At 45.3% G+C, this 22,291-nt stretch carries 25 protein-coding genes; 10 read left to right on the top strand and 15 right to left on the bottom strand.

All coding sequences use genetic code 11. The annotated features are described in order from the left end of the window. Window positions 1-57: 57 nt before the first annotated feature. From ACFI6G_RS21705 to ACFI6G_RS21680, 6 genes are all read right to left on the bottom strand, one after another. Window positions 58-1,011: a DUF2860 domain-containing protein gene (locus ACFI6G_RS21705; RefSeq protein WP_462710468.1), complete on the bottom strand. Its 954-nt coding sequence runs from the start codon at window positions 1,009-1,011 to the stop codon at window positions 58-60. 139 nt (window positions 1,012-1,150) lie between these two features. Then, window positions 1,151-1,750 carry a thiol:disulfide interchange protein DsbA/DsbL gene (locus tag ACFI6G_RS21700; protein ID WP_010433299.1) on the bottom strand — a complete coding sequence of 200 codons (600 nt, stop codon included), beginning with the start codon at window positions 1,748-1,750 and terminating at the stop codon, window positions 1,151-1,153. A 55-nt stretch (window positions 1,751-1,805) separates the two neighbouring features. After that, entirely contained in the window at window positions 1,806-2,792 is a 987-nt protein-coding gene (locus ACFI6G_RS21695) for a serine/threonine protein kinase (protein ID WP_010433301.1), read from the bottom strand. Window positions 2,793-2,866: 74 nt separating this feature from the next. Then, window positions 2,867-4,285 carry a cytochrome c oxidase accessory protein CcoG gene (ccoG, locus tag ACFI6G_RS21690; protein WP_016767534.1) on the bottom strand — a complete coding sequence of 473 codons (1,419 nt, stop codon included), beginning with the start codon at window positions 4,283-4,285 and terminating at the stop codon, window positions 2,867-2,869. A gap of 327 nt (window positions 4,286-4,612) precedes the next feature. Next, window positions 4,613-4,876: a YihD family protein gene (locus ACFI6G_RS21685; protein WP_010433308.1), complete on the bottom strand. Its 264-nt coding sequence runs from the start codon at window positions 4,874-4,876 to the stop codon at window positions 4,613-4,615. 130 nt (window positions 4,877-5,006) lie between these two features. Next, a complete protein-coding gene (locus ACFI6G_RS21680; protein ID WP_010433312.1) occupies window positions 5,007-5,174 on the bottom strand; it encodes a hypothetical protein in 168 nt (55 codons plus the stop codon). Between the two features lie 283 nt (window positions 5,175-5,457). Here ACFI6G_RS21680 and ACFI6G_RS21675 point away from each other — a divergent pair, with 283 nt between their 5' ends. Together ACFI6G_RS21675 and trhA are read left to right on the top strand one after the other, a co-directional pair. Then, on the top strand, window positions 5,458-6,249 hold the full coding sequence (locus ACFI6G_RS21675; protein ID WP_010433315.1) for a sporulation protein: 792 nt from the start codon (window positions 5,458-5,460) through the stop codon (window positions 6,247-6,249). Between the two features lie 123 nt (window positions 6,250-6,372). After that, window positions 6,373-7,026 carry a PAQR family membrane homeostasis protein TrhA gene (trhA, locus tag ACFI6G_RS21670; protein ID WP_010433318.1) on the top strand — a complete coding sequence of 218 codons (654 nt, stop codon included), beginning with the start codon at window positions 6,373-6,375 and terminating at the stop codon, window positions 7,024-7,026. Here the strand turns inward: trhA and ACFI6G_RS21665 are convergent. The 6 genes from ACFI6G_RS21665 to def form a co-directional block, all read right to left on the bottom strand. Next, on the bottom strand, window positions 7,023-7,613 hold the full coding sequence (locus ACFI6G_RS21665; RefSeq protein ID WP_010433321.1) for a DUF3157 family protein: 591 nt from the start codon (window positions 7,611-7,613) through the stop codon (window positions 7,023-7,025). The genes trhA and ACFI6G_RS21665 overlap by 4 nt on opposite strands. 26 nt (window positions 7,614-7,639) lie before the next feature. Then, window positions 7,640-9,085, bottom strand: a complete 1,446-nt coding sequence (locus ACFI6G_RS21660) for a TrkH family potassium uptake protein (RefSeq protein WP_102397509.1) — start codon at window positions 9,083-9,085, stop codon at window positions 7,640-7,642. A 96-nt stretch (window positions 9,086-9,181) separates the two neighbouring features. Continuing rightward, window positions 9,182-10,558, bottom strand: a complete 1,377-nt coding sequence (trkA, locus tag ACFI6G_RS21655; RefSeq protein ID WP_010433327.1) for a Trk system potassium transporter TrkA — start codon at window positions 10,556-10,558, stop codon at window positions 9,182-9,184. Window positions 10,559-10,667: 109 nt separating this feature from the next. Continuing rightward, the gene (gene rsmB, locus ACFI6G_RS21650) at window positions 10,668-11,948 is read right to left on the bottom strand and encodes a 16S rRNA (cytosine(967)-C(5))-methyltransferase RsmB (RefSeq protein ID WP_102397508.1); all 1,281 of its coding nucleotides are present in this window, start codon (window positions 11,946-11,948) and stop codon (window positions 10,668-10,670) included. Window positions 11,949-12,067: 119 nt separating this feature from the next. Continuing rightward, window positions 12,068-13,033: a methionyl-tRNA formyltransferase gene (gene fmt / locus ACFI6G_RS21645; RefSeq protein ID WP_016789738.1), complete on the bottom strand. Its 966-nt coding sequence runs from the start codon at window positions 13,031-13,033 to the stop codon at window positions 12,068-12,070. Between the two features lie 38 nt (window positions 13,034-13,071). Next, entirely contained in the window at window positions 13,072-13,584 is a 513-nt protein-coding gene (def, locus tag ACFI6G_RS21640) for a peptide deformylase (protein WP_010433336.1), read from the bottom strand. Window positions 13,585-13,724: 140 nt separating this feature from the next. Between def and ACFI6G_RS21635 the strand changes: the two genes are divergently transcribed. The 4 genes from ACFI6G_RS21635 to ACFI6G_RS21620 are packed head-to-tail and all read left to right on the top strand — an operon-like array spanning window position 13,725 to window position 16,987. Further along, on the top strand, window positions 13,725-14,816 hold the full coding sequence (locus ACFI6G_RS21635) for a LysM peptidoglycan-binding domain-containing protein (protein ID WP_016793476.1): 1,092 nt from the start codon (window positions 13,725-13,727) through the stop codon (window positions 14,814-14,816). Further along, entirely contained in the window at window positions 14,813-15,925 is a 1,113-nt protein-coding gene (gene dprA, locus ACFI6G_RS21630) for a DNA-processing protein DprA (RefSeq protein ID WP_016789736.1), read from the top strand. Before ACFI6G_RS21635 ends, dprA begins: the two co-directional genes overlap by 4 nt. 3 nt (window positions 15,926-15,928) lie before the next feature. Continuing rightward, the gene (locus ACFI6G_RS21625; protein WP_009848094.1) at window positions 15,929-16,405 is read left to right on the top strand and encodes a DUF494 family protein; all 477 of its coding nucleotides are present in this window, start codon (window positions 15,929-15,931) and stop codon (window positions 16,403-16,405) included. Between the two features lie 12 nt (window positions 16,406-16,417). Then, window positions 16,418-16,987 carry a DNA topoisomerase family protein gene (locus ACFI6G_RS21620; RefSeq protein WP_010433345.1) on the top strand — a complete coding sequence of 190 codons (570 nt, stop codon included), beginning with the start codon at window positions 16,418-16,420 and terminating at the stop codon, window positions 16,985-16,987. A gap of 68 nt (window positions 16,988-17,055) precedes the next feature. Here ACFI6G_RS21620 and ACFI6G_RS21615 read toward each other — a convergent pair whose 3' ends face one another. Together ACFI6G_RS21615 and purE are read right to left on the bottom strand one after the other, a co-directional pair. Next, entirely contained in the window at window positions 17,056-18,186 is a 1,131-nt protein-coding gene (locus ACFI6G_RS21615; RefSeq protein ID WP_010433347.1) for a 5-(carboxyamino)imidazole ribonucleotide synthase, read from the bottom strand. Between the two features lie 5 nt (window positions 18,187-18,191). Continuing rightward, window positions 18,192-18,677, bottom strand: coding sequence for a 5-(carboxyamino)imidazole ribonucleotide mutase (gene purE / locus ACFI6G_RS21610; protein WP_004735777.1), 486 nt, complete (start codon window positions 18,675-18,677; stop codon window positions 18,192-18,194). A gap of 195 nt (window positions 18,678-18,872) precedes the next feature. On the opposite strand from purE, the gene tsaC reads away from it, so the two are divergent. From tsaC to ACFI6G_RS21590, 4 genes are all read left to right on the top strand, one after another. Further along, window positions 18,873-19,430: an L-threonylcarbamoyladenylate synthase type 1 TsaC gene (gene tsaC, locus ACFI6G_RS21605; RefSeq protein WP_010433350.1), complete on the top strand. Its 558-nt coding sequence runs from the start codon at window positions 18,873-18,875 to the stop codon at window positions 19,428-19,430. A gap of 19 nt (window positions 19,431-19,449) precedes the next feature. After that, entirely contained in the window at window positions 19,450-20,367 is a 918-nt protein-coding gene (hemF, locus tag ACFI6G_RS21600; RefSeq protein ID WP_016767527.1) for an oxygen-dependent coproporphyrinogen oxidase, read from the top strand. 75 nt (window positions 20,368-20,442) lie between these two features. Beyond that, window positions 20,443-21,273, top strand: a complete 831-nt coding sequence (gene aroE, locus ACFI6G_RS21595) for a shikimate dehydrogenase (protein WP_010433366.1) — start codon at window positions 20,443-20,445, stop codon at window positions 21,271-21,273. A gap of 17 nt (window positions 21,274-21,290) precedes the next feature. Then, a complete protein-coding gene (locus ACFI6G_RS21590; RefSeq protein WP_010433369.1) occupies window positions 21,291-21,560 on the top strand; it encodes a DUF1488 family protein in 270 nt (89 codons plus the stop codon). Here ACFI6G_RS21590 and ACFI6G_RS21585 read toward each other — a convergent pair. Next, window positions 21,557-22,102: a gamma carbonic anhydrase family protein gene (locus ACFI6G_RS21585; RefSeq protein ID WP_010433372.1), complete on the bottom strand. Its 546-nt coding sequence runs from the start codon at window positions 22,100-22,102 to the stop codon at window positions 21,557-21,559. The two genes, ACFI6G_RS21590 and ACFI6G_RS21585, sit on opposite strands and share 4 nt — an antisense overlap. Window positions 22,103-22,291 lie beyond the last annotated feature (189 nt).

The raw sequence follows: 22,291 nt of genomic DNA, 5'->3' as shown, positions 1-22,291 counted from the left end.
TTTACGCAGGCTTTCGTTGTTATGAACTAATGGTTATGAGCGAGCAATGAAGCCTAACTAGAACTTGTAGTTCAGACCTACTGAGACGATGTATTGAGACTCATCGTAGAAGGTAATATTCGAGTCGCTGGTACCGTAGCCCGCCAGTGAAACAAACGACCAGTTTTCCCAGTTCATGAACTGCTCATACTCATATGCGGCAAACAGGTTAATGTTGTCATCGCTACGCGTTTTGCCGTAAATCGGGTTGCTAGCATCGTAGGATCGTTGGTTGTAACCCGCAGTCAACGCGTATTGGTGACGACCCATGCCACCAAATAGACTTACCTCACCGCCAAACTGTTCATAAGAGGCAGCCTTGCCATCTGCAGAGCTTGATTGGTAAATCAATGATGGTACTAACATCATGGTACGGCTGAGTGGAACGCGGTATTGGCCTTTCAGGTAGAAGGTTTCTGCATCACGTTGGAGTTCTTCTCTAACTAAATCATCTTCTACATCTTTGGTGGCGTAGGCCATGTCTAGCGAGAAAGCTGAGCCTGCAATGCTGCTTAGCTTCAAACGAAAGGCATTGCCAGTTTCATCGGTTTTGCTTCGAGTAACGCCTTCTGCATATGGATTCGCCCAAGTTTTACCTGACATAATGGTTGGCAGAAGTGAAGCGTCAATGACCATACCTGACTCTAGTTGGTATTTATAACCAACCTCTAGCACAACAGTACCTGTTGCTACGTCATCACGAGCGGTACCCGTATACACTTGATGATTTAATTTTTCACCAAAGGTGTAAGCGACATTGCCCAAAGGCGCGACTAGAAATGAGCTCTCAGATGAGGCTTTCTGGTTATTTGACGAGATGGTGCTATCAGTATCGGTATTAAAATTTGAGGTGGAAGAGGTTACCCCGGTATTGATAGAGATTTCACCACTGAAGCCTTGTTCGTTTGCAAGCTTGGCAAAGGTAGGCGAAGCAGCAACGCTTAATGCGAGAAGTGTGATTTTTATTTTCATTTACGGGCTCCTTGCCCACCGGTTCTTAGGACGGGTTATTAATATCAGTAAAGCACGGTATTTCCTGGCTGATTATTTCTCAATGATGGTTTTTGATTTAGGAAAAAAAAGGAAGCCTGAGCTTCCTTTAATCATTAACTTACTTCTTTAATAAGAAGTTAACCAGCTCGAAGTACTCATCGAGAGAGTTAATACCTTGAGCATCGATCAGGTAGCGATTATTGACTACAACAGCGGGAACGCCTGACAGGCCACTATCTTTAAATGCTTTGTCGAAGCGACGAACCATAGAATCTACTGCAAAGCCATTGTAAGCCGCATCAAATTTTTTCTCGTCGACGCCTTCGTCCAAGAAAATTTGACGTAGCTCTGCTTCATCGCGTGGTGGCTTGTTCATGTTGTGAATGCGGTTAAACATCACTGGCACCATTTTGTCTTCCACTTTCAATGCAATCATGGTTGCGTAAGCTTTGCTCATTGGTAAGCCCATGTTGCCACCCATGAATGAAACATGGTTCTTCTGTAGCTTGGCGTCTTTAGGTAGCTGTTGTTTTAGCTGCTGGATGATTGGCTCAAAGCTATTACAGTGTGGGCAGTAAAAAGAGAAGAACTCTGTCACCATTGGTTTTTTTGATGCTTCTAGGTCGAGAACTTTGTAGTGTTCACCTTCGTTAAATTTCGCAGCGTGAGCTGAAAGGCTCAACATGATCAATGAGAAAAATGCGAATAGCTTTTTCATTTATCCAATCTCCATTATGTTTGAATTTTTATCTAGTTGTATGTTGCGATTATTATTACCACTGAGGCATTAACGAAAGTGGTGGTTCTTGCAGGGTAGCAATTTGCTCTTTACAAGCAAGTACTTGTTGCTCCCAATATTTAGGATCATTAAACCATGGGAAGGCCAAAGGAAAAGCAGGATCGTGCCATCGTTTTGCTAGCCATGCCATGTAATGCACCATACGTAGACCGCGTAGTGGTTCGATTAGTTTCAGTTGTGAGGTATTAAAATCACAAAACTCTTGATAACTCTCTAGCAGAATATCCAGTTGCATCAGTTTATCTTGGCGTTCGCCGTTAAGTAGCATCCATAGATCTTGCACCGCTGGTCCATTGCGCGAATCATCGAGATCGACGAACATTGGTCCGTCGCGCCACAATATATTACCTGGGTGGCAGTCACCATGCAGGCGGATGTTCTCAATGTTGCTCGGCCACTGGTTCTCTAGCTCTTTTATCAGAAGGTCAACGTCATTGAAGAACGCGTTTTCTAGGTGCGTCGGGATAAACTGCGAATTCTCTAGAATCTTACGTGGCTGATATAGGTATTCATCTAAGCTAATGGTTGGACGGTGTTGGAATGTTTTGCCTGCACTTGCCTTATGAATTCGACCAAGGAAACGACCTACCCCTTCCAGTTGGTTCAAGTTATCGACTTCGTACTGCCTGCCACCAACACTGTCAAACAGTGTAAACAGATAGCCTTGATATTCATGTAGGGTTTCGCCATTGATGCGTATCGGCGGTGCGACTGGAATTTCTTGGTCGATAAGCTCAAGTGTAAAGTCGTGCTCTTCTTGAATCTGTTCTTTGCTCCAGCGTTGCGGCCGATAAAACTTAACGACGTAGCGTTTACGGTCTTCGTCGGTGAATTGATATACCCGGTTTTCGTAGCTGTTGAGGGCGAGAAGCCCAGATTCAGCTCGAACTCCAATACTCTCCAGTGCGTACCACATGAAGTCAGGGGTCAAGTTATCAAAGTTAAAGGCTTGCATCGTCATAGAATAAAAAAGGCTCATTACTGAGCCTTTTTCCATTTATAGGGAAGTTATACCAATCCGTGAGAGGCTTGGTATCAGAGTTTCTTGATAAAGCGGCTTTCTACTTCCATCGTAAACTCTTCATTATCCGAGAGTATAAACTGAATTGTCGAAACTGGTGAGCTCAGTTTTTCTGGGTCGACCCCCAAACTGATAGGTAGGTTCAAAACCTCGCCCGGATCGACCGTAATGGTTTGCTTACCGTACCAGATAGAATTGGGTAACCCTTTCACATCAAGTTTGTACTCTTGCTCTTGCTGAGTTTTGTTGATGACTTTCAAGTTGTAAGTATTTTCGACAAGCCCTTGAGTATTGATTCTAAATAGCTGGTTTCTATCTCGCAGAACGCTTAAGCCTGCAGGATCAACACTTGCGATTTGTGCAAAGAATAAACCCAGCATAACGATCAATATTACACCATAGCCTAAGAGTTTAGGGCGCATCACCTTGGTTGAGTGACCTTCAAGTCTATGTTCTGTGGTGTAGTTGATCAGGCCTTTTTCATAGCCCATACGTTCCATCGTGTGGTCACAGGCATCAATACACGCACCGCAGTTAATGCATTCGTATTGTAGGCCGTCTCGAATATCGATACCTGTCGGGCAAACTTGAACGCATAAATTACAGTCAATACAGTCACCAAGGCCAAGCTCTTTTGGATCGGCTTTGCGAGAACGAGGGCCGCGGCTTTCACCACGTTCTGTGTCGTAACCAACGATGAAAGTGTCTTTATCGAACATAGCCGATTGGAAGCGCGCGTAAGGACACATGTGCAGACAAACAATTGAACGCATCCAACCGGCATTGGCATAAGTACAGCCTGCAAAGAACAGTACCCAAAACACCGGCCAGAAAGACGAGTTAAAGGTAAAGAAGCCAATCACCAACTCTTTGATAGGGATGAAGTAACCGACAAAGGTTAGTCCTGTTGCGATTGCAATTGCCCACCATGCGATGTGTTTGAGGATTTTTCTAACGATTAGATTGCTTGTCAGTTTACCTGAATCTTGTTTTCTTCTCTTATTGGCAGCGCCTTCTAGCTTTTCTTCGAACCAGATGTACATAAAGGTCCACACGGTCTGAGGACACAAGTAGCCACACCAAACACGGCCTAAAAAGGTTGTGATAAAAAACAGGCCGAACGCAGCAATCATAAATAGGATGGCGAGGAGCGTCAGATCTTGCGGGTACAGCGTGGTGCCAAAGAAGTTAAACTGCTGGCTGCCGATATCGAGTAAGATCGCTTGTCGCTCACCAAATGGAATCCATGGGATAAGCGCAAAAAGTAAAAGTAAGAACCAACCGCCATAACGGCGCAGTTGTTGGAATTTACCTTTGCTTTCTCGAACATAGATTCGGTTACTTGGGTTAAATCGATCTCCATTACCTTTATGTGTTTTCGGGTTAAAGGTTTTAGGCGTCACATCTTTGATATCGATTTTATCCTGACTCATGGACTATCCTTTTTGTGGCTTGTTTGCCCTGTTAAAGAGGGCATGACGACATTACTTGAAAGTATGGTTTAGAGAACCTATTGAAATTGAGCTTGGTGCATTTGTTGTTATCGCACTCACTCTTATTATTTTAGAAGATTCTTATGGATGGCGATTATAACGACAATCTTGTTCTCATTTCTTTAACGCTATCAACCTTTAACAACAAAAGTCATAACAGTTGTGACGAAAAAATAGCGAACAGAAACAAAAAAGCGACCAAGAGGTCGCTTTTTAGAATTGAGCAATTTATTGATAAGGCAATTAAGCTTTAACGCATTTAAGCTGTTAAAGGATGCCACGCGCTTTTAAAATCGCGGTTTTGAAGTCATCTTCTTGGTCTTTTTTCAGGCCTGGGATCATTTCATCTTTTTCACTGTTACGCATTTTGAGGTGATAGATCAGAACGTCGTCTGTCAGTTCTTCAAGTTTACCTTCGTAGCCCGCTTCTTTTGACAGTTTAATGATGAATTCTAACAAGTTAAGCTCTTGATCTTTCTGCCACTCAGGCTCCATCAATTCAAGCAGTTCTTCAATACGATGACACTTCATACTTTATTCTCCACAAATTTTATAATGATTTGTGGCTTAAGGTATCAAATCAGGTAGGGAATACCAATGTGTAAACACATTTCAGAAAGGATAGGGCAAGAAAAAAGCGCAGTAAAAACTGCGCTTTTTATTAAGCGGCTTTAATTACTTTTGTTGCAGTCGGTGCTAATAAAGCAGTCTTCTCAACTAAAGTCATTGTTGGAGCCAATTTCTTAGCCATTGGAGCGGCAGCAAAGCCACTACGACGACGCATCGCACTACGGTTGGTGTGCGAGAACCTGACAGCTGTTGGGCGCATTCATTTACCTAACGGTCAGGCATATCCATTGCCAATCTAATGGCCTGATTTACCATGAGATCCGCTTCAATTACTTGAAGAGTCACTCGTCTGGCTTTCGCCAATCCGAATAATAAATCAGGATAATGATATGCATGCATATCAAGGCTTAGATTATCACTATCTAAGTTATCGATCGACGCTTGAGTGATAAATAGACGATATTAGAGCTAAAATAGTGTGAGCAGTATATTTGAGTTTGAACCTCTTTCAGGCTTAAGATGATGTTTTAAAGGAGGTGCATATGTCGTTCTTAAAGAAAACGTTAGCAAGTTTTGGTATTGGATCTGCCAAAGTGGATTCTGTATTGCAACAGGAAGTGCTTTATCCAGGGCAAAAGGCGAGCATTATTGTGCATGTGTATGGTGGCTCTCAACCGCAGGAGATAGATAACATCGATCTCAACCTGTGTTGTCGCTACATAAAAGAAGTGACCACTAATTCGCAAAGGCAAGAGGGCGGTCAAACACGTCGAATGCACCAAACATACTCGTTGGCCAAATGGAGCCTGCCGTATTCCTTTGTGATTCAGCCGGGAGAAACTCGTGACTTTGAATGCGAGTTTGATGTGCCGTTGAATACCCCTGTGACGATTGGTGACTCAAAGGTGTGGCTTGAAACCGGGCTCGATATTGCGATGGCGATTGACCCTTCGGATAAGGATATTTTAACGGTTCGTCCTGATGCGCTACTTGATGGCATTTTTAACGAACTCGAAGCTCAAGGTCTGCGCATTCGCCAAGTTGAATGTGAAGCGGTAGATGGCTTTGAATTACCGTTTGTACAAGAGTTTGAATTTGTTCCAACCACAGGCCCTTATCATGGCCGCTGGCGTGAGCTGGAAGTGGTTGCTCATCGTGATGATACGGAGCTTAAGCTGTGGTTTGAGATAGACCGCAATCGCGATGGTGCAAAAGGTATGTTGGCTAGCTTGCTAGGCATTGGTCAGCTGCAGCGTCAGTTGAGTGTGCCATTGGATACCTCACCAGAAGATGCGGGCAAAATGGTGCTTGAGTATTTAGACAACGCTTCTTAGTGTCTGAGGAGCGATTCGGTCACACATACTTAGCAGCATTTACGTCATAATAATTTAAGCTTACACGTGTAAGCTTAATGTGTAATACTAGGCAAATCGAACATTTACTCTAGTAGGATAACCATGTCTGCATCATCGGCTAGCGAATACAGTGATATTGAAGAACGCGCTAATGCGATAACCCATGGTTTGGGCGTTGTACTTGGTGTGGTAGGCCTGGCCCTATTGCTGATTCGTGCTTTTGATTACCAAGCCGACATGCTTACTGTTGCCAGTATGGCGGTGTATGGCAGCAGTATTATTCTGCTCTTTCTTGCTTCCACGTTGTACCACTCGATCACCACTGAGAAAACCAAGCGCTTACTCAAAACTCTTGATCACTGCGCGATTTATTTACTGATTGCTGGCAGTTATACGCCATTCTTGTTAGTGAGCTTAAGAACACCATTAGCAATGGGGTTGATGGCGGTAATCTGGGGTATCGCGTTGGTCGGAATTATAATGAAGATTGCTTTTGTCTATCGATTTAAGCGCTTGTCATTGGTGACATATTTAGCGATGGGTTGGTTGTCGTTGATAGTGGTGTATCAACTAGCGATGAATATCGAGATGGGCGGTTTGGTATTATTAGCGCTTGGCGGTGTGATCTACTCTTTGGGGGTGATTTTCTATGTGGCAAAACGCATCCCTTACAATCATGCCATCTGGCACTTGTTTGTTTTGGCGGGCTGCGCTTGCCATTTCTTCGCTATTTACTTGTACGTGACTCCGGTTTAGCGAGCTAGTACTTCAGTAATTTCAGCTTTGATCTGATATTCAGGGTGTTGTTCTAGGTCGAGCTTGATTAGCTTGCCTTCCTCACCTGTCTTTGGTCGCAAATATGTGTCGGCCATTCGTTTGATTGATTTCCACACTGCAACTTTTTCTTCTGCCAACAACTCGCCTTCTACAGTAAATACGCTGATGTTAAGTGATACCAAAATGACAGCTTGAGTGCCTTGGTTGGTGATGGCAGTCGGAATAATAAGCTCACCATTTTCATAGCGACTTGCACCCAGTACAACATCCACTCCTGATTGAGACAGCTGTAAGCTTGGTTTTTTACTATTAACCACAACCGTTGTGCCACGAGTATTCGTCGCTACCGGGACGGCTACGACAGGTGCTGCTGCAACGGGCACGGCGATCTCTGATGTTGTCGCTGCTGCTTCCGTTTGCTTCGGTGCCACATATTGCCAAGTAAAATCATCTTTGAGTAACACTTGCTTGCCATCAGGCAATGTGACCATTTGATCAGCAAAGGCAGAACTTACGAATACTGAGTTTGCAAGCAATGCGCCAGCGAGAAGTACGTATGATTTCATCTGTGTTTCCTTGATTTTGTGCTTGGTTAGCGTCGCCAAAAGGCTGGAAAAAATAGAACAATGAGCGTCAGTATCTCGAGTCGCCCCATTAGCATGCCTAAACTTAGCAACCATTTAGCGGCGTCTGGCAGTGGGGCAAAGTTCCCGGTTGGACCGATCACGCTACCCATTCCCGGGCCCACGTTGGCAACGGCTGTGATAGCGCCAGATATACTGGTCACAGGATCAAGTCCCATCGCGCTCAAGCCGCCTGCAATTAAGATAATCGTGATAAAGAACATCAGACCAAATGCGACGAGTGAACGCACAATATCGTCATTCACAGGTCGCTGATTGTAGCGTTGAACAAACACGCCCGATGGGTGAATTAGCTTCATCATTTGTTTGTGGAGCATGGTCATTGCAATTTGGAAGCGGAAGATTTTGATACCGCCAGAGGTTGAACCTGAGCACGCACCCGCCATCATTAAAAAGGCAAACAGCGTGGTAGGCAAAGCGCCCCACGCGGTGAAGTCTTCTAAGCCAAAACCGGTTGTGGTGACGACTGACACAATGTTAAACATCGAAACACGCATCGCATCCAATACCGTGTAGCCATCTCTGACCACCAGCCATGTGGATATCACAGCACTGGTGACTAAGAATAGGTAAGCGAAGCCTCTCACTTGGGCATCTTTGTAGAGGATAGAGAGCTTTCTACCGCGCAGCGCACTGACAAAGAGTAAAAACGGTAAGCCACCTAAGAACATGAATACAGTACCCACCCAGTGAGCGCTGTTCGAGAAGTGGTTCATAGAACCGTCTGAGGTTGAGTAACCGCCTGTAGATAGCGTGGTAAATGAGTGGTTGATGGCATCAAACACACTCATGCCCGCAAATAGGTAGCTCACCAAGCATAGGCCTGTTAATACCAAATAGACCGCCACGATGTTCTTGGCGACGGTTTTTGCTCTCGGGCTGCTTTTATCTGACCAATCGGAAGACTCAGTTTGGAACAAGCGCATACCACCGACGTTAAGCATTGGTAGAACCGCTACTGCCATTACGATGAACCCAACACCACCAAGCCACTGCAATATAGATCGCCATAATAGAATGCTTGGTGCCATGCTGTCTAAGCCGCTTAATACGGTTGATCCTGTCGTGGTGATACCCGACATGGTTTCAAAATAGGCATCAGTGAAGCTGATGTGGTTGATGAAGACAAAGGGTAGTGCAGCGAAGGCGCTGGCAATAGTCCAGACCAAAGAGGTGATCAGGAACATGTCTCGCACCCCAAGTCGGAAATTAGCTGAACGGCCTAAGCTTAAGCAGATGAACGCCACAATGTGCGTGATCACTACCGATTGACCAAACTCGAGGAAGCCACCGGTGCCAGTAAAAAAGGCAACCAATGTAGGGATGTACATGAAAAGGGCGAGTTTTGATAACACTAACCCTATCACTAATAATATCGGACGAAAGTTGACCATAGCTTAATAGACCATAGCTTAAATAGATTACAGCTTTGTGCCGGAGCGTCGTTCTCACAAAAAGAAAGTTGCGAGAAGAAGCTTACGAGAACAAGGCTATAAGAAGAATGGGCTCGGTTGGAATAGAGACTCAACATCAGGTACGTATTTCTTGTCCACTAGGAACATCACAACGTGGTCATCTTGTTCAATTACGGTTCTATCGTGCGCAATAAGAACCTCTTCTCCGCGAACAATTGCACCAATAGTGGTGCCCGGTGGCAGTTTGATGTCGCCAATCGCTCGGCCAACGACTTTCGATGTGGTTTCGTCACCGTGAGCAATGGCTTCGATCGCCTCTGCAGCGCCACGACGTAGAGAGGATACGTTTACAATATCAGCACGACGAACGTGAGTAAGCAACGCAGAAATGGTCGCTTGTTGTGGCGATATCGCAATATCAATCACACCACCCTGAACAAGGTCGACGTAAGCACCACGCTGAATCAGTACCATTACCTTCTTGGCACCCATTCGCTTAGCCAGCATAGCGGACATGATGTTGGTTTCATCTTCATTGGTTAGGGCAATGAACACATCCACCTGATCGATGTTCTCTTCGGTTAGCAGTTCTTGGTCGGCGGCATCACCACAGAATACGATGGTGTTTTCTAATTCTTCAGATAGCTTCTCAGCACGAGTGTAACTACGTTCGATAAGCTTGATGCTGTAGCTCTGCTCAAGGCGTTTCGCCAAGCTTGCACCAATGTTACCACCTCCGACAATCATGATGCGGCGGTATGGCTTCTCTAGGCGTTGCAGTTCACTCATTACTGAGCGGATATGGTTACTCGCGGCCACGAAGAAAACCTCATCGTCTGCTTCAATGATGGTAGTGCCTTGCGGGCGAATAGGGCGGCCTTGACGGAAAATAGCAGCAACACGAGTATCGATGTGCGGCATGTGCTCACGCAAAGCAGATAGGGCGTTACCGACCAGTGGACCACCGTAGTAGGCTTTTACTGCGACGAGGCTAACTTTCTGTTCAGCAAAGCTCACAACCTGCAATGCGCCTGGGTATTGAATCAGGCGCTCGATATAGCTGGTCACTAGCTCTTCGGGTGCGATCAGGTGATCGACTGGGATAGCACCAGACTTGAATAGCGCTTCTTTCTCTTCTAGGTATTGAGGAGAGCGAATGCGGGCAATTCGGTTTGGTGTGTTGAAAAGAGAAAAGGCAACCTGACACGCAGCCATGTTGGTTTCATCCATGTTGGTTACGGCAACCAACATGTCGGCATCTTGCGCGCCCGCTTCACGTAGTGTGTTCGGGTGGCTGGCATAACCGTTTACAACCCTAAGGTCGTATTTATCCTGAAGTTCACGAAGTCGGTCAGTATTACGGTCGACAATAGTGATGTCGTTGTTTTCACCAACCAGGTTTTCAGCAAGGGTACCGCCAACTTGGCCTGCACCTAGGATAATGATCTTCATAGCCTGTCTCTTTTCTTTACCGTCGTAATTCTAGTGATCTCACTTTGTTTTGATAATGCACTAGAAAGAAACAGCGGCTAAGAAATAAATTCTTAGCCGCTGTTAGTTGTTATGCCTGTTTTACTAGAACTGCGTAGTAGAAGCCATCCATATCTTCTTCTCCAGGCAGTATTTGACGACCTGGATTTTCGATATCAGACCCAACAAGCGTTGCGTTCTCGGTTCGCTCAAGGAATGCTTTCACTTGCAGCACGTTTTCTTGCGGCGTGATAGAACATGTCGCATAAACCATGGTGCCGCCTTCTTTCAGCTGACGCCACATTGCATCCATGATCTCGCTTTGCAGCTCTGCTAGTGCATCAATATCAGATGCACGACGTAGCCACTTGATGTCAGGGTGACGACGAATTACGCCAGTCGCTGAACAAGGAGCATCAAGCAGGATACGGTCGAACTTATCACCCATCCACCACTCTTCAGGGTAGCGAGCATCGCCACAGATTACGTCGGCACGCAGTTGTAGGCGTTCAAGGTTATCGTAAACACGGTCTAGGCGTTTAATATCACTGTCAATCGCAACCACTTCAGTGTCTTGAGTCTGTTCAAGAATGTGCGCAGTTTTACCACCTGGCGCTGCACAACAGTCTAGGATTAGCTCACCATCTTTGGGTGTTAGGTAATCAACAGAAAGTTGAGCTGCAGCATCTTGTACAGATACCCAACCTCTGTCGAAACCCGGAAGCAAAGTAACATCACAAGGTGACGCTAATTTTATGGCATCAGCCGCTTCTGGGTGCAGTGTGTATTCAATGTTTTCGTTTTTAAGCAGTTCAACATACTCGTCACGAGTGTGGTGTTGACGGTTTACGCGCAGCCACATTGGTGCTTTGCTGTTGTTTGCTTCAATCAGTTGCTCCCACTGATCTGGGTAGCTTTCTTGAAGCATTTTTAGAATCCAGCTTGGATGGCTGTATTTGCCCGCATTGTGGCTAACTGCTTTTTCATCTAGCTCTTCTTGATCGCGCAGGTAGCTGCGAAGTACTGCGTTGATCAAACCACTCAGGCTTGGGCCGCGCAGCGTTTTGGTTGCTTCAACTGTTTCAGCAACGGCAGCATGCGAAGGGATGCGCATAAAGCTCAACTGGTAAATGCCTACTAAGATCAGGTGGTGGAATACGCGCTTTTTACCTTTAAGCGAGTTTTCCATCAGTTCGTTAGCGATTGACTCCAAGCGAGGCAGGTAACGAAGTGCGCCGTAGCAAATCTCTTGCAGTAGAGCATGGTCTCGCGGACGGATCGTTTTTTGAGCCGCAGGGAGAGCGTGTGAAAGAGAGTGGCCTTTATCGACAACTTGGAATAGGACATTTGCAGCAGCAGCGCGAACATTCATGAGGGGTACCGAATATTTATTTGAATACATGAGGGCATCTCTGCCCTCGTAAAGGTTTTCTAAACTGTGTTTTTACAAGCTACACGTTTTTAAGTACATATTGAGTAGCTTTAAAGCGGTTAAGAAAGTTGAGTCCCAACTTCAAACCAGCTTGCACGTGAGTTCAAGATATCTTGAACTGACATAGCTTTTTTGCCTGGAACTTGTAACTGTTCCAATACTAGTACTTTGTCGCCAGTCGCAACATAAATACCAGTCTTATCTGCTTTGATTATTGAGCCAGCTGGCGCAGACGTCGATTCTTCATCAACACGTGTCTGCCAAACTTTAATGCTTTTTTCATCATTAGAGCTGCTATCAGTAATCGCAAAGTGACTCATTGGCCATGGGTTGAAAGCGCGCACACAACGTTCGATGTGTTCTGCACTGTCATTCCAATCAATTTTTGCTTCTTCTTTGCTCAGCTTCTTCGCGTAGTTAGCAAGCTCGTCATCTTGCTTCTCAGCAACAGCCTTACCAGAAGCGATGTCTGCTAAACACTCAACAAGAGCATCAGGACCAAGACCAGCTAACTTTTCGTACATTGACGCACTGGTATCTGTAGATTCGATTGGTAGCGTTGCGATGCTTAGCATATCACCGGTATCTAGGCCGATATCCATCTGCATGATCGTCACGCCAGTCTCTTTATCGCCCGCCCAGATAGAGCGTTGGATCGGAGCAGCACCACGCCAGCGTGGCAGGATTGAACCATGCACGTTGATACAACCTAAGCGAGGCGTATCTAATACAGCTTGTGGAAGCAATAAGCCGTAAGCGACAACAACCATGATGTCAGCATTCAAATCTGCTAGCTCTTGCTTAGCTTCATCTGACTTGAAGTTTTCTGGTTGGTAAACCGGAATATTGTTTTCAAGTGCGATGTTTTTTACCTGGCTCGCAGTCAGTTTTTTACCGCGGCCTGCTGGACGATCTGGCTGTGTGTAAACAGCAATAACTTCATGCTCCGAAGACAACAACGCCGCCAAGTGACGGGCGGCGAAATCCGGAGTACCTGCGAAGACAATTCTTAAAGATTGACTCAAGGTAGACTTCCTTCTTAATTTAGTAATAGCAGCGGTTATTAGCCTTGTTTCTCGTTGAAACGTTTAATCTTCGCTAGCTTATCTTGAATACGTTTGCGCTTTAGTGGCGATAGGTAATCAACAAACAACTTACCTTCTAGGTGGTCAAGTTCGTGCTGAACACAGATAGCCAGAAGGTCGTCAGCGTCGAATGTGAATTCGTTGCCTTCGCGGTCCAATGCTTTAACTGTGACTTCTGCAGCGCGAGGTACTAGAGCTCGAGCGCCGGGTACAGATAGACAGCCTTCTTCGATACCATCTTCGCCACGCTTCTCGGTAATTTCAGGGTTGATCAGAACAATAGGTTCATCACGTGTTTCTGAAATATCGATAACAACGATGCGTTGGTGGAAATCTACTTGCGTTGCCGCAAGGCCGATACCTTCTTCGTCGTACATGGTTTCAATCATGTCATCAACGAACTTTTGAATCTCTGGGGTAACTTCTTTTACCGGTTTCGCCACGGTACGTAGACGATCATCTGGTAATGTTAATACTTGTAATACAGACATATACACTCGAAATATTGAACTGTGCCGAAACAGCTTAAACCTTGTTGGCTCAATTCTAGACATTTTAGAGGTCAAATGACAGCATCCTGAAGGTAATTCTCAAATCAGATGTCATATATTCAGACCAAGGAACCTAGGTCATGCGTCATTTTTCTTCTATTTTTTCTCTCGTTTGTGCCTCACTTTCGTTCACCGTTATGGCTGAAAATAGTGAGCAACCTTTAACCATTAGGCAGGATGCACCTCAGGTTTATGTCGTAGTTAAGGGCGATACCTTATGGGATATTTCCACGATGTATCTCGATAGTCCTTGGTTGTGGCCGAGGTTGTGGCAAGTAAATCCAGAGATAGAAAACCCTCACCTTATTTACCCCGGAGATAAATTGTCTTTGGTTTGGATTAATGGCGAGCCTGTATTGAGCCTAAAGCCTGTAATTAAACTGAGCCCTAAGATTCGTGTCTCTGAGAAGAAAGCGGTGCCTACCGTCAACGAGGGGCTGGTTCTGCCATATCTACAATCTGACCGCTTGGTTGAGCAGCAAGATATCCAATCAGCTCAACGAGTGTTGGGGACAAGCGATGGTAAACGTTTCTTATCGGGTGAAGACCGGTTATTTATCTCGGGTAAACAGCAGTATCCCAAGTGGGGTATCTACCGCGCCGTCGAAACTTACCAGCGACAGCTACCTCAGGCGAGTATGACCTCGTTACGTTTGGTCGCCACGGCACGCTTAAAAGAAGTGGACGCTGAGTTCAGTCGCTTACAGATCGAGACCCAACTGCAAGAGGTGCTGCTTAACGATCTAGTGTTGCCTGAGCTTGGTGTCGATCAGGTGAAGCTCTCAACCACATTTTATCCAGCGCCTAGTGCTGCAGGGCAGTTTGCTAATATATTGGGTTCATTAGATGGCAGCCAATACAGTGCAAAGAATCAGGTGGTCGTTATCAATAAAGGCTCACAGGACAATCTTCGCCAAGGCTCTATGTTTACCCTCAGCGAAAACGGCGCTGTGGTGTTTGGTAAGCAAGGTGAATACAGCTACAAAGAGTCAGCGGCGAGCGATAAGGTGCAATTGCCAAGTACCTCGCTCGGTAGTTTGATGGTCATCCGCCCTTACGAGTATTTTAGTCTCGCCCTGATTACTCAGAGCTCAAAACCGGTTAGCAATGACATTCTGGCGGTATCGCCTGTGGACCTTGCTTTGAAGGAAGAGGTTAAGGGCACCAAGTGAATGAGCAACCACTGATCGCTTGGCTCTCTCTGAGCTTTGTTCCGCAATTGGGTGGCAAGCGACTTTCTCGATTGCTGAGCATTGATTCCCCTCCGAATATTGTTGGTTACTCAAGTCAGCAACTGCAAGCGCTTGGTCTGTCTGCCAAGCAAATTGCTTATTTAAGAGAGCAAGCCCCAAGAGAAGTGGAGGCTTGCTTAGCGTGGCAAGCAAGACAACCCAACCATCACATCCTTACCCCGAATTGCCCTCATTACCCCAAACTGCTGAATGAGACCGCCTCTGCGCCAAGTGTGCTTTTTGTTAAAGGTCATGTTGAAAAATTGATTGAGCCTCAAATCGCGATGGTCGGCAGTCGCAATGCTAGTCTCGAAGGGTTGCAAACCGCGAAGTCTTTCGCCAAAGAGTTCGTTCAAAACGGTTTGATTGTCACCAGTGGCTTAGCGCTCGGTATCGATGGCTATGCTCATGATGGTGCTCTAGATAAGGGTGGGGAAACTTTTGCTGTGTTGGGTTCGGGTTTGGATTCTATTTATCCTGTCCGACACCGAAATTTAGCGGATAGAATTTGTGAGAATGGTGCGTTGATTTCAGAGTTCCGTCCAGATGCCAAACCACGACCTGAACATTTTCCTCGTCGTAACCGTATTATAAGTGGTTTATCGCTCGGAACCTTAGTGGTTGAAGCAGCTGAGAAAAGTGGCTCTTTGATTACGGCTCGCTATGCCATGGAGCAGGGGCGCGAGGTTTTCGCGCTTCCAGGTTCGATTCATAGCCCAACCAGTCGTGGAGGGAATAGTTTAATCAAAGCTGGTGCATGTTTGGTACAGAGTGCTCAAGATGTTCTGATTGAAATAAAGAGTCTGTTAGACTGGTCTATTGATCAGCAGCCCAGTTTGTTCGAACCTACGTCCAGTATTGGGGAAAATGAACAATTGCCATTTCCACAGCTGTTCGCTAACGTAGGGTTAGAGGCGACACCCGTTGATATTTTGGCACAGAGAACCCATATACCTGTGCATGAGGTCATGATGCAGCTTTTGGAGCTTGAGCTCTCAGGGCATGTTGTTGCAGTTTCCGGTGGCTATATTCGAAAGGGGAGAGGCTAAGCTATGATGATGGACATACTGATGTACTTGTTTGAAACCTACATCCATAGCGATTCTGAATTGCAGGTGGATCAAGATGAGCTGGAAGATGAGCTTCTTCGAGCAGGGTTTCACCAAGATGATATTTATAAGGCTCTCCATTGGTTAGAAGATCTTGCAGCATTGCAAGATACCGAGAACCAAGCGGCGATTAGTGTGTGTTCCAATACCTCGATGCGTATTTATACCAGTCGAGAGATTTCACGTATTAATATGGAGTGTCGAGGTTTCTTACTGTTCCTTGAGCAGATCAATGTACTCACAACAGAGATTCGTGAAATGGTGATTGATCGTGTGATGGGGCTTGAGACCAACGAATTTGAATTGGATGATCTGAAATGGATTATCTTAATGGTGCTATTTAATGTGCCGGGTAATGAAAGTGCTTACACGCAAATGGAAGAGCTGTTGTACACCAAAGAGCAAGGTATCTTGCATTAATACAGGCTTGTCATGAGTAGTAAGATTGATAATCAGCTTTTTTCAGCACATGAACATGCATTAGAGCATGAACCATGTCCACAGTGTGGTGGAGAGCTTCAGCTTCGCCATGGTAAGCACGGTCCATTTTTAGGCTGCAAGCAGTATCCAAGTTGCGATTACATCAAACCCCTACATCAAAACGATGGCCATGTGGTGAAAGAGCTGGGTGTACCATGTCCTAAATGCCAAAACGAATTGGTATTAAGGCAAGGTCGCTTTGGGATGTTTATTGGTTGTAGCAGCTATCCAGAGTGTAATCACATCGAATCTTTGGACCAACCGAAAGAACGGCCTGAAGAGCAGCCACTTGTTGCTTGCCCTGAGTGTGGCAGAGGCCATTTGGTTGAGCGTAAATCTCGATATGGCAAAATCTTCTATGCTTGTGATAACTACCCTAAGTGTAAATTCGCCGTTAATCAGCCACCTGTTATAGGTCGTTGTGAAGAATGCTTGTTTCCATTGTTGCTGGAGAAGAAAACGGCCAGTGGTACTAAGAAGCAATGTGCTGATCGCAAGTGTCACCACATTCAATCTCAATAACCTGATGTTATAGACACAAAAACGGCGCTCAATGAGCGCCGTTTCTATATTAAACCCACAATGAAAGCTTACTTCAGTTGCTCTGCAAATTCATGAACAGCAGGGTAGGCTTGCTTATCGAGAATGTTTGCCAATGAACATAATGTTCTTTGCAGCTCGGCGTTGTAGTCAGCGCTCACATTGATGTGGCCCATCTTACGACCCGCACGCTTCTCTTTGCCATACCAATGAACATGACAACCGTCTTGAGCCAGAATAGCCTCAGGGAGAGTATCTTCGCCAAGAATGTTGATCATTGCCGTAGGACGAATCAGTTTAGTGCTGCCTAGTGGCATTCCACATACGGCACGTAGGTGATTTTCAAACTGACAAGTTTCAGCACCTTGTTGAGTCCAGTGGCCAGAGTTATGAACACGTGGTGCAATCTCATTTACAAGCAGTGAACCTTTAACATCAAAGAATTCAAGCGCCAACACACCAACGTAATCCAAACGCTCTGCAACTGAGGTGAACATGGTTTTCGCTTGCTCTTGCAGTTCAATGTCATCAATTGCTGTCGATAAGCTCAACACGCCATCGGTGTGAACATTCTCAGCCAGTGGGTACACTTGAATATCGCCATTGATACCACGAGCACCGACCAGTGAGACTTCGCGATCAAACGGGACGAACTCTTCAGCCACAATTGCTTGGTTATCTGTTGCGGCAATGCACTCCGCCATTTCTGTCCATGTCGTGTCAACATTGTCTAATGTCTTTAAGCGCCATTGACCTTTGCCATCGTAGCCGCCAAGTGTGCTCTTCAATACCATTGGTAAGCCAACGTGAGCGATCGCAGCGTCAAAGTCTTCGCGAGAATTAATCACGTAGTACTTGGCATTTTTCACATTTGCTTCGTCTAACAGGGCTTTTTCAAGGCGACGATCACCGCCAGCTTTGATTGCTTCTGTTGTCGGTAAGAACTTACCGCTGCGCTCACACACCTCAAGTACATCGTGAGGGATATGTTCGAATTCAGCAGTAATGACGTCCGCACGCTCAATCGCATTTTCTAAGCCGCTGCCTAGAATCGCTTGCGTTAATGGGTGAACAATATTTTTGCTGCCAACATCAAAAGCAGAAATTTCAATATTCAGTGGTGCCCCAGCTAGGGACATCATGCGAGCAAGTTGGCCCGCGCCTAACACAAGAACATGCATGGGAATTAGTCCTCTGCAGGGTTTGGATTAGCCAGAACCGTTTCTGTTTGCTCAGAGCGGAACGCTTCTACTTTTGCCATCACTTCTTCATTGTGAGTACCAATGATTTGCGCGGCTAGGATACCAGCGTTAGCAGCACCAGCTTCACCGATAGCCAGAGTACCTACCGCGATACCTTTTGGCATTTGTACAATAGAAAGCAGAGAGTCCATGCCTTTCAGTGCTTTAGACTGAACGGGAACACCAAGAACAGGTACGCTTGTGAAAGCTGCAGCCATACCCGGAAGATGCGCAGCACCACCAGCACCCGCAATAATCACTTTAATACCGCGCTCTTTCGCACTGGTTGCGTAGTCTGCAAGCAACTGAGGTGTGCGGTGAGCAGAAACCACTTTTGTTTCGTACGCCACGCCAAACTGATCCAACATTTCTGCAGCTAGCTTCATTGTTGGCCAATCAGATTTAGAACCCATGATAATACCGACAGTCATCTCAAACTCCTTCAGGTACGATTTAATTAGTGATTAGATATTTTGCGCGCATTATACGGGTAAAATTGCTTAAGGAAAACGTTTGCGTCAGTCTAAGTTGTTAATTGATACATTTTATAAACAAATAGCTTTAGTCACAGTGAATGATAATTTGTACACTTAGCGAGTTTGATAACTGAATTAACGAGGCAGCCCGTGGATAACTTTCAACATACATTGCAGGCATTACAGCAAGGTGAAGTCATTGCTTACCCTACCGAAGGCGTTTTTGGGGTCGGTTGTGATCCCGATAATCCACAAGCTATCAAGAAATTGCTCGATTTAAAACAGCGACCGATGGAGAAAGGGTTGATCCTAATTGCTGCGAGTTATGAGCAGTTGTTGCCTTATATTGATGAAAGCCAGTTGACGGAAGCGCAGTTAGCGACCGTAAAAGCAACGTGGCCTGGCCCAGTTACTTGGATCATGCCAACCAGCAGCAAAGTGACTAACTGGGTCAGCGGCCAGTTTGATTCCATTGCAGTACGAGTGACTGATCACCCTTTAGTTCAAAGAATGTGTAATGAATTCGGTAAGCCGTTAACCTCTACCAGTGCCAACCTGACTGGCGAGCCGCCTTGCATGACGACTGAAGAAGTTCAGCAGCAACTTGGCCAATATCTAGTCTCTATTTTAGAAGGTCACACGGGTGGTCGCGAAAAACCAAGCGAAATTAGAGATGCAAAAACGTCGAAAATATTAAGACAGGGTTAAACCCTGCAAAGGAAGTAAGATGTCAGCAATTGATAAAGAAGCAGTAAAGCAGTTTTTACTGAGCCTACAAGATTCGATTTGCCAACAGCTTGAACAAGCTGATGGTGCAGCTCTTTTTGAAGAAGATGCATGGCAGCGTGAACCTGGCGAACGTCTTGGTGGCGGTGGTCGAACTCGCGTGATGACCAATGGTGCGGTATTTGAGCAAGGCGGTGTTAACTTTTCTCATGTCGCTGGTAAGGCTATGCCTGCCTCTGCAACAGCTCACCGTCCTGAATTAGCCGGACGTAAGTTTGAAGCTATGGGTGTCTCATTAGTTATCCATCCTAAAAACCCATACATCCCAACCTCACACGCGAACGTACGATTCTTTATTGCCGAAAAGGAAGGGGAAGATCCTATCTGGTGGTTCGGTGGTGGTTTTGATTTAACGCCATTCTATCCTGTCGATGAAGATTGCCAATCTTGGCATCAAACTGCTAAAGACCTGTGTGCACCATTTGGTGATGATGTTTACCAAGAACACAAAGAGTGGTGTGATAAGTACTTCTATCTACCTCACCGTGATGAAACACGTGGTGTTGGCGGTCTGTTCTTTGATGACTTAAACGAGTGGGGCTTTGAAAAGAGCTTCGCTTATATGCAGGCGGTCGGTGAAGGTTTTGCAGCCGCGTATTTACCAATTGTAGAACGACGCAAAGAGACACCTTATGGTGAACGTGAGCGTGACTTCCAGCTTTATCGTCGTGGTCGCTATGTTGAATTTAACCTTGTGTATGACCGTGGCACCTTATTTGGCCTGCAAAGTGGTGGTCGCACAGAGTCTATATTGATGTCGATGCCGCCGTTGGCTCGTTGGGAATATCGCTATGAACCACAAGCGGGCTCACCAGAAGCTCTGCTTTATAGCGACTACCTAAAGCCTCGAGTTTGGTAGTTCTTCCTTCCTTATAGGGATAGTGATAGGGTCATCTATATAGAAGACCCTTTTTTATTTCTGTTAGGTAAGGATATGACACAGCAAGTAGATCGTTATGCCGTTTTCGGTAACCCTATTGGTCAAAGCAAATCGCCATTCATTCACACATTATTTGCTCGCCAAACCAGCCAACAACTTACCTATACAGCATTACAGCCAGAACATAGTGAATTTATCACTGCTGCGAAAGCCTTTTTCAGCGAAGGTGGTAGAGGATGTAATGTCACAGCACCTTTTAAAGAAGATGCGTATCAGTTTGCCAATCGCCTAACTGAAAGGGCTGAACTAGCTGGTGCTGTAAACACACTTAAGAAGCTCGATGACGGAGAAATCATTGGTGATAACACCGATGGTGAGGGTTTAGTTCAAGATCTGCTTCAACATCAAGTTGCGTTAAAAGGAGCTCGCGTTCTTCTTCTTGGCGCTGGTGGTGCTGCGAGAGGAGTGATTCAACCTCTTCTCGACCAAAAGCCAAAACAGTTGGTGGTCGCAAATCGAACTAGTTCAAAGGCTGAACTTCTGGCTGAGATGTTTTCTTCATATGGAAACATTAAAGGAATGGGATTAAGCGATGTTAATGAAGGGTTTGATGTCATCATTAACTCGACCTCATCTGGTCTAAGTGGTCAGCTTCCTGAAGTTTCTGAGATTATCTTTAATTCGAATAGTTCCGTTTATGACATGGTTTACGGTTCGGGAACTACCGTATTTAATCAATGGGCATTAGATAATGGTGTTCATGCTGCTTATGATGGTTTGGGCATGTTAGTGGGACAGGCAGCAGAAAGCTTTATGCTTTGGCGTGGCCTTCGTCCGGGAACAAAACAGATTTTAAGAGAATTACGTAAAAACCTAGAGATGTAAGAAGGTATTTATAAAAAATGAATCAATCAATTCTATTTCCGGATATACAAGATTGGGATGAAGAGAATCAATCAATCACCTTCCCTGCGCAGCAGTCGGGCGCCCTGATTGAGTGTGTAATGTCTATTGAGGAACTATCTCGATTAGCTGGTAAAGAGATAGGAGAAGGCGATCAAGCTTTAGTTATTTTTTCAGAGTTACGTTTTGATATTGAAGAGCTAGCTGAAGAGTTAATAGAAGAAGAGGAGTATGACTCCTCTAATCGGATTCAAATCAAAATGCTTTAGACTGGCAGTACAGAGTCTAGATAGTCGTTTTTATTCTGAACATAGTTGTCAGCTGACTTCTGTAAAAAGGCACGCTCTTTATCATTTAATGGGCGTGCTTGTTTTACTGGGCTTCCTACATATAGATAACCGCTTTCAAGTACCTTATTAGGTGGAACTAAGCTACCAGCACCAATCATCACTTCTTCTTTAACAATAACGCCATCAAGCACGATAGCTCCCATGCCAACAAGTACGCGATCTTCAATAGTACAGCCATGCAGCATTACTTTATGTCCGATAGTGACATCATTACCTATTAATAGAGGATAACCGTCAGGGTTTTCTGCATTCTTATGGGTGACATGCAAGACACTGCCGTCTTGGATATTCGTTCTCTCCCCAATATGAATGTGGTTAACATCTCCTCGAGCTGCAACCAAAGGCCACACGCTAGAGTCGTCACCGATTTTGATATCACCAACCAGTACCGAACTTGTATCTATATAGACACCTTGTCCAATCTGAGGGGATATTCCTTTATAACTGCGTATTGAACTCATAAGTCCTCCTTTATATAGGTACCTTAAGTCCTTAATTAAGAGGAATACTAGTGATAATGAGGTGTTTTGAACAAAAAACGCTCGAACAATCAAAAAAGTAAGAAAAACTTCAAAAAGGGCTTGCCAGTGTGATCGAAATCTCTATAATGCGACCTCGTTGAAACGGGAAGGCTTCTTAGGAAACCAAAA

Source organism: Vibrio sp. PSi01 (assembly GCF_054960695.1).
Note: the sequence above shows the minus strand (reverse complement) of the source record. Positions and strands in the feature narration are given on the sequence as shown.

Excerpts from the sequence above, each read along its gene's own strand:
- hemF (WP_016767527.1), top strand. The coding sequence starts at position 19,450 with ATGTCAGCAATTGATAAAGAAGCAGTAAAGCAGTTTTTACTGAGCCTA.
- ACFI6G_RS21665 (WP_010433321.1), bottom strand. The coding sequence starts at position 7,613 with ATGAAATCATACGTACTTCTCGCTGGCGCATTGCTTGCAAACTCAGTA.
- ACFI6G_RS21615 (WP_010433347.1), bottom strand. The coding sequence starts at position 18,186 with ATGCATGTTCTTGTGTTAGGCGCGGGCCAACTTGCTCGCATGATGTCC.
- def (WP_010433336.1), bottom strand. The coding sequence starts at position 13,584 with ATGTCTGTATTACAAGTATTAACATTACCAGATGATCGTCTACGTACC.
- ccoG (WP_016767534.1), bottom strand. The coding sequence starts at position 4,285 with ATGAGTCAGGATAAAATCGATATCAAAGATGTGACGCCTAAAACCTTT.
- purE (WP_004735777.1), bottom strand. The coding sequence starts at position 18,677 with ATGACTGTCGGTATTATCATGGGTTCTAAATCTGATTGGCCAACAATG.
- ACFI6G_RS21705 (WP_462710468.1), bottom strand. The coding sequence starts at position 1,011 with ATGAAAATAAAAATCACACTTCTCGCATTAAGCGTTGCTGCTTCGCCT.
- trkA (WP_010433327.1), bottom strand. The coding sequence starts at position 10,558 with ATGAAGATCATTATCCTAGGTGCAGGCCAAGTTGGCGGTACCCTTGCT.
- ACFI6G_RS21585 (WP_010433372.1), bottom strand. The coding sequence starts at position 22,102 with ATGAGTTCAATACGCAGTTATAAAGGAATATCCCCTCAGATTGGACAA.
- rsmB (WP_102397508.1), bottom strand. The coding sequence starts at position 11,948 with ATGAATGTTCGCGCTGCTGCTGCAAATGTCCTATTCCAAGTTGTCGAT.
- ACFI6G_RS21700 (WP_010433299.1), bottom strand. The coding sequence starts at position 1,750 with ATGAAAAAGCTATTCGCATTTTTCTCATTGATCATGTTGAGCCTTTCA.
- trhA (WP_010433318.1), top strand. The coding sequence starts at position 6,373 with ATGTCTGCATCATCGGCTAGCGAATACAGTGATATTGAAGAACGCGCT.
- ACFI6G_RS21590 (WP_010433369.1), top strand. The coding sequence starts at position 21,291 with ATGAATCAATCAATTCTATTTCCGGATATACAAGATTGGGATGAAGAG.
- ACFI6G_RS21680 (WP_010433312.1), bottom strand. The coding sequence starts at position 5,174 with ATGCGCCCAACAGCTGTCAGGTTCTCGCACACCAACCGTAGTGCGATG.
- ACFI6G_RS21625 (WP_009848094.1), top strand. The coding sequence starts at position 15,929 with ATGATGATGGACATACTGATGTACTTGTTTGAAACCTACATCCATAGC.
- ACFI6G_RS21620 (WP_010433345.1), top strand. The coding sequence starts at position 16,418 with ATGAGTAGTAAGATTGATAATCAGCTTTTTTCAGCACATGAACATGCA.
- ACFI6G_RS21660 (WP_102397509.1), bottom strand. The coding sequence starts at position 9,085 with ATGGTCAACTTTCGTCCGATATTATTAGTGATAGGGTTAGTGTTATCA.
- ACFI6G_RS21635 (WP_016793476.1), top strand. The coding sequence starts at position 13,725 with ATGCGTCATTTTTCTTCTATTTTTTCTCTCGTTTGTGCCTCACTTTCG.
- ACFI6G_RS21695 (WP_010433301.1), bottom strand. The coding sequence starts at position 2,792 with ATGACGATGCAAGCCTTTAACTTTGATAACTTGACCCCTGACTTCATG.
- ACFI6G_RS21685 (WP_010433308.1), bottom strand. The coding sequence starts at position 4,876 with ATGAAGTGTCATCGTATTGAAGAACTGCTTGAATTGATGGAGCCTGAG.
- ACFI6G_RS21675 (WP_010433315.1), top strand. The coding sequence starts at position 5,458 with ATGTCGTTCTTAAAGAAAACGTTAGCAAGTTTTGGTATTGGATCTGCC.
- aroE (WP_010433366.1), top strand. The coding sequence starts at position 20,443 with ATGACACAGCAAGTAGATCGTTATGCCGTTTTCGGTAACCCTATTGGT.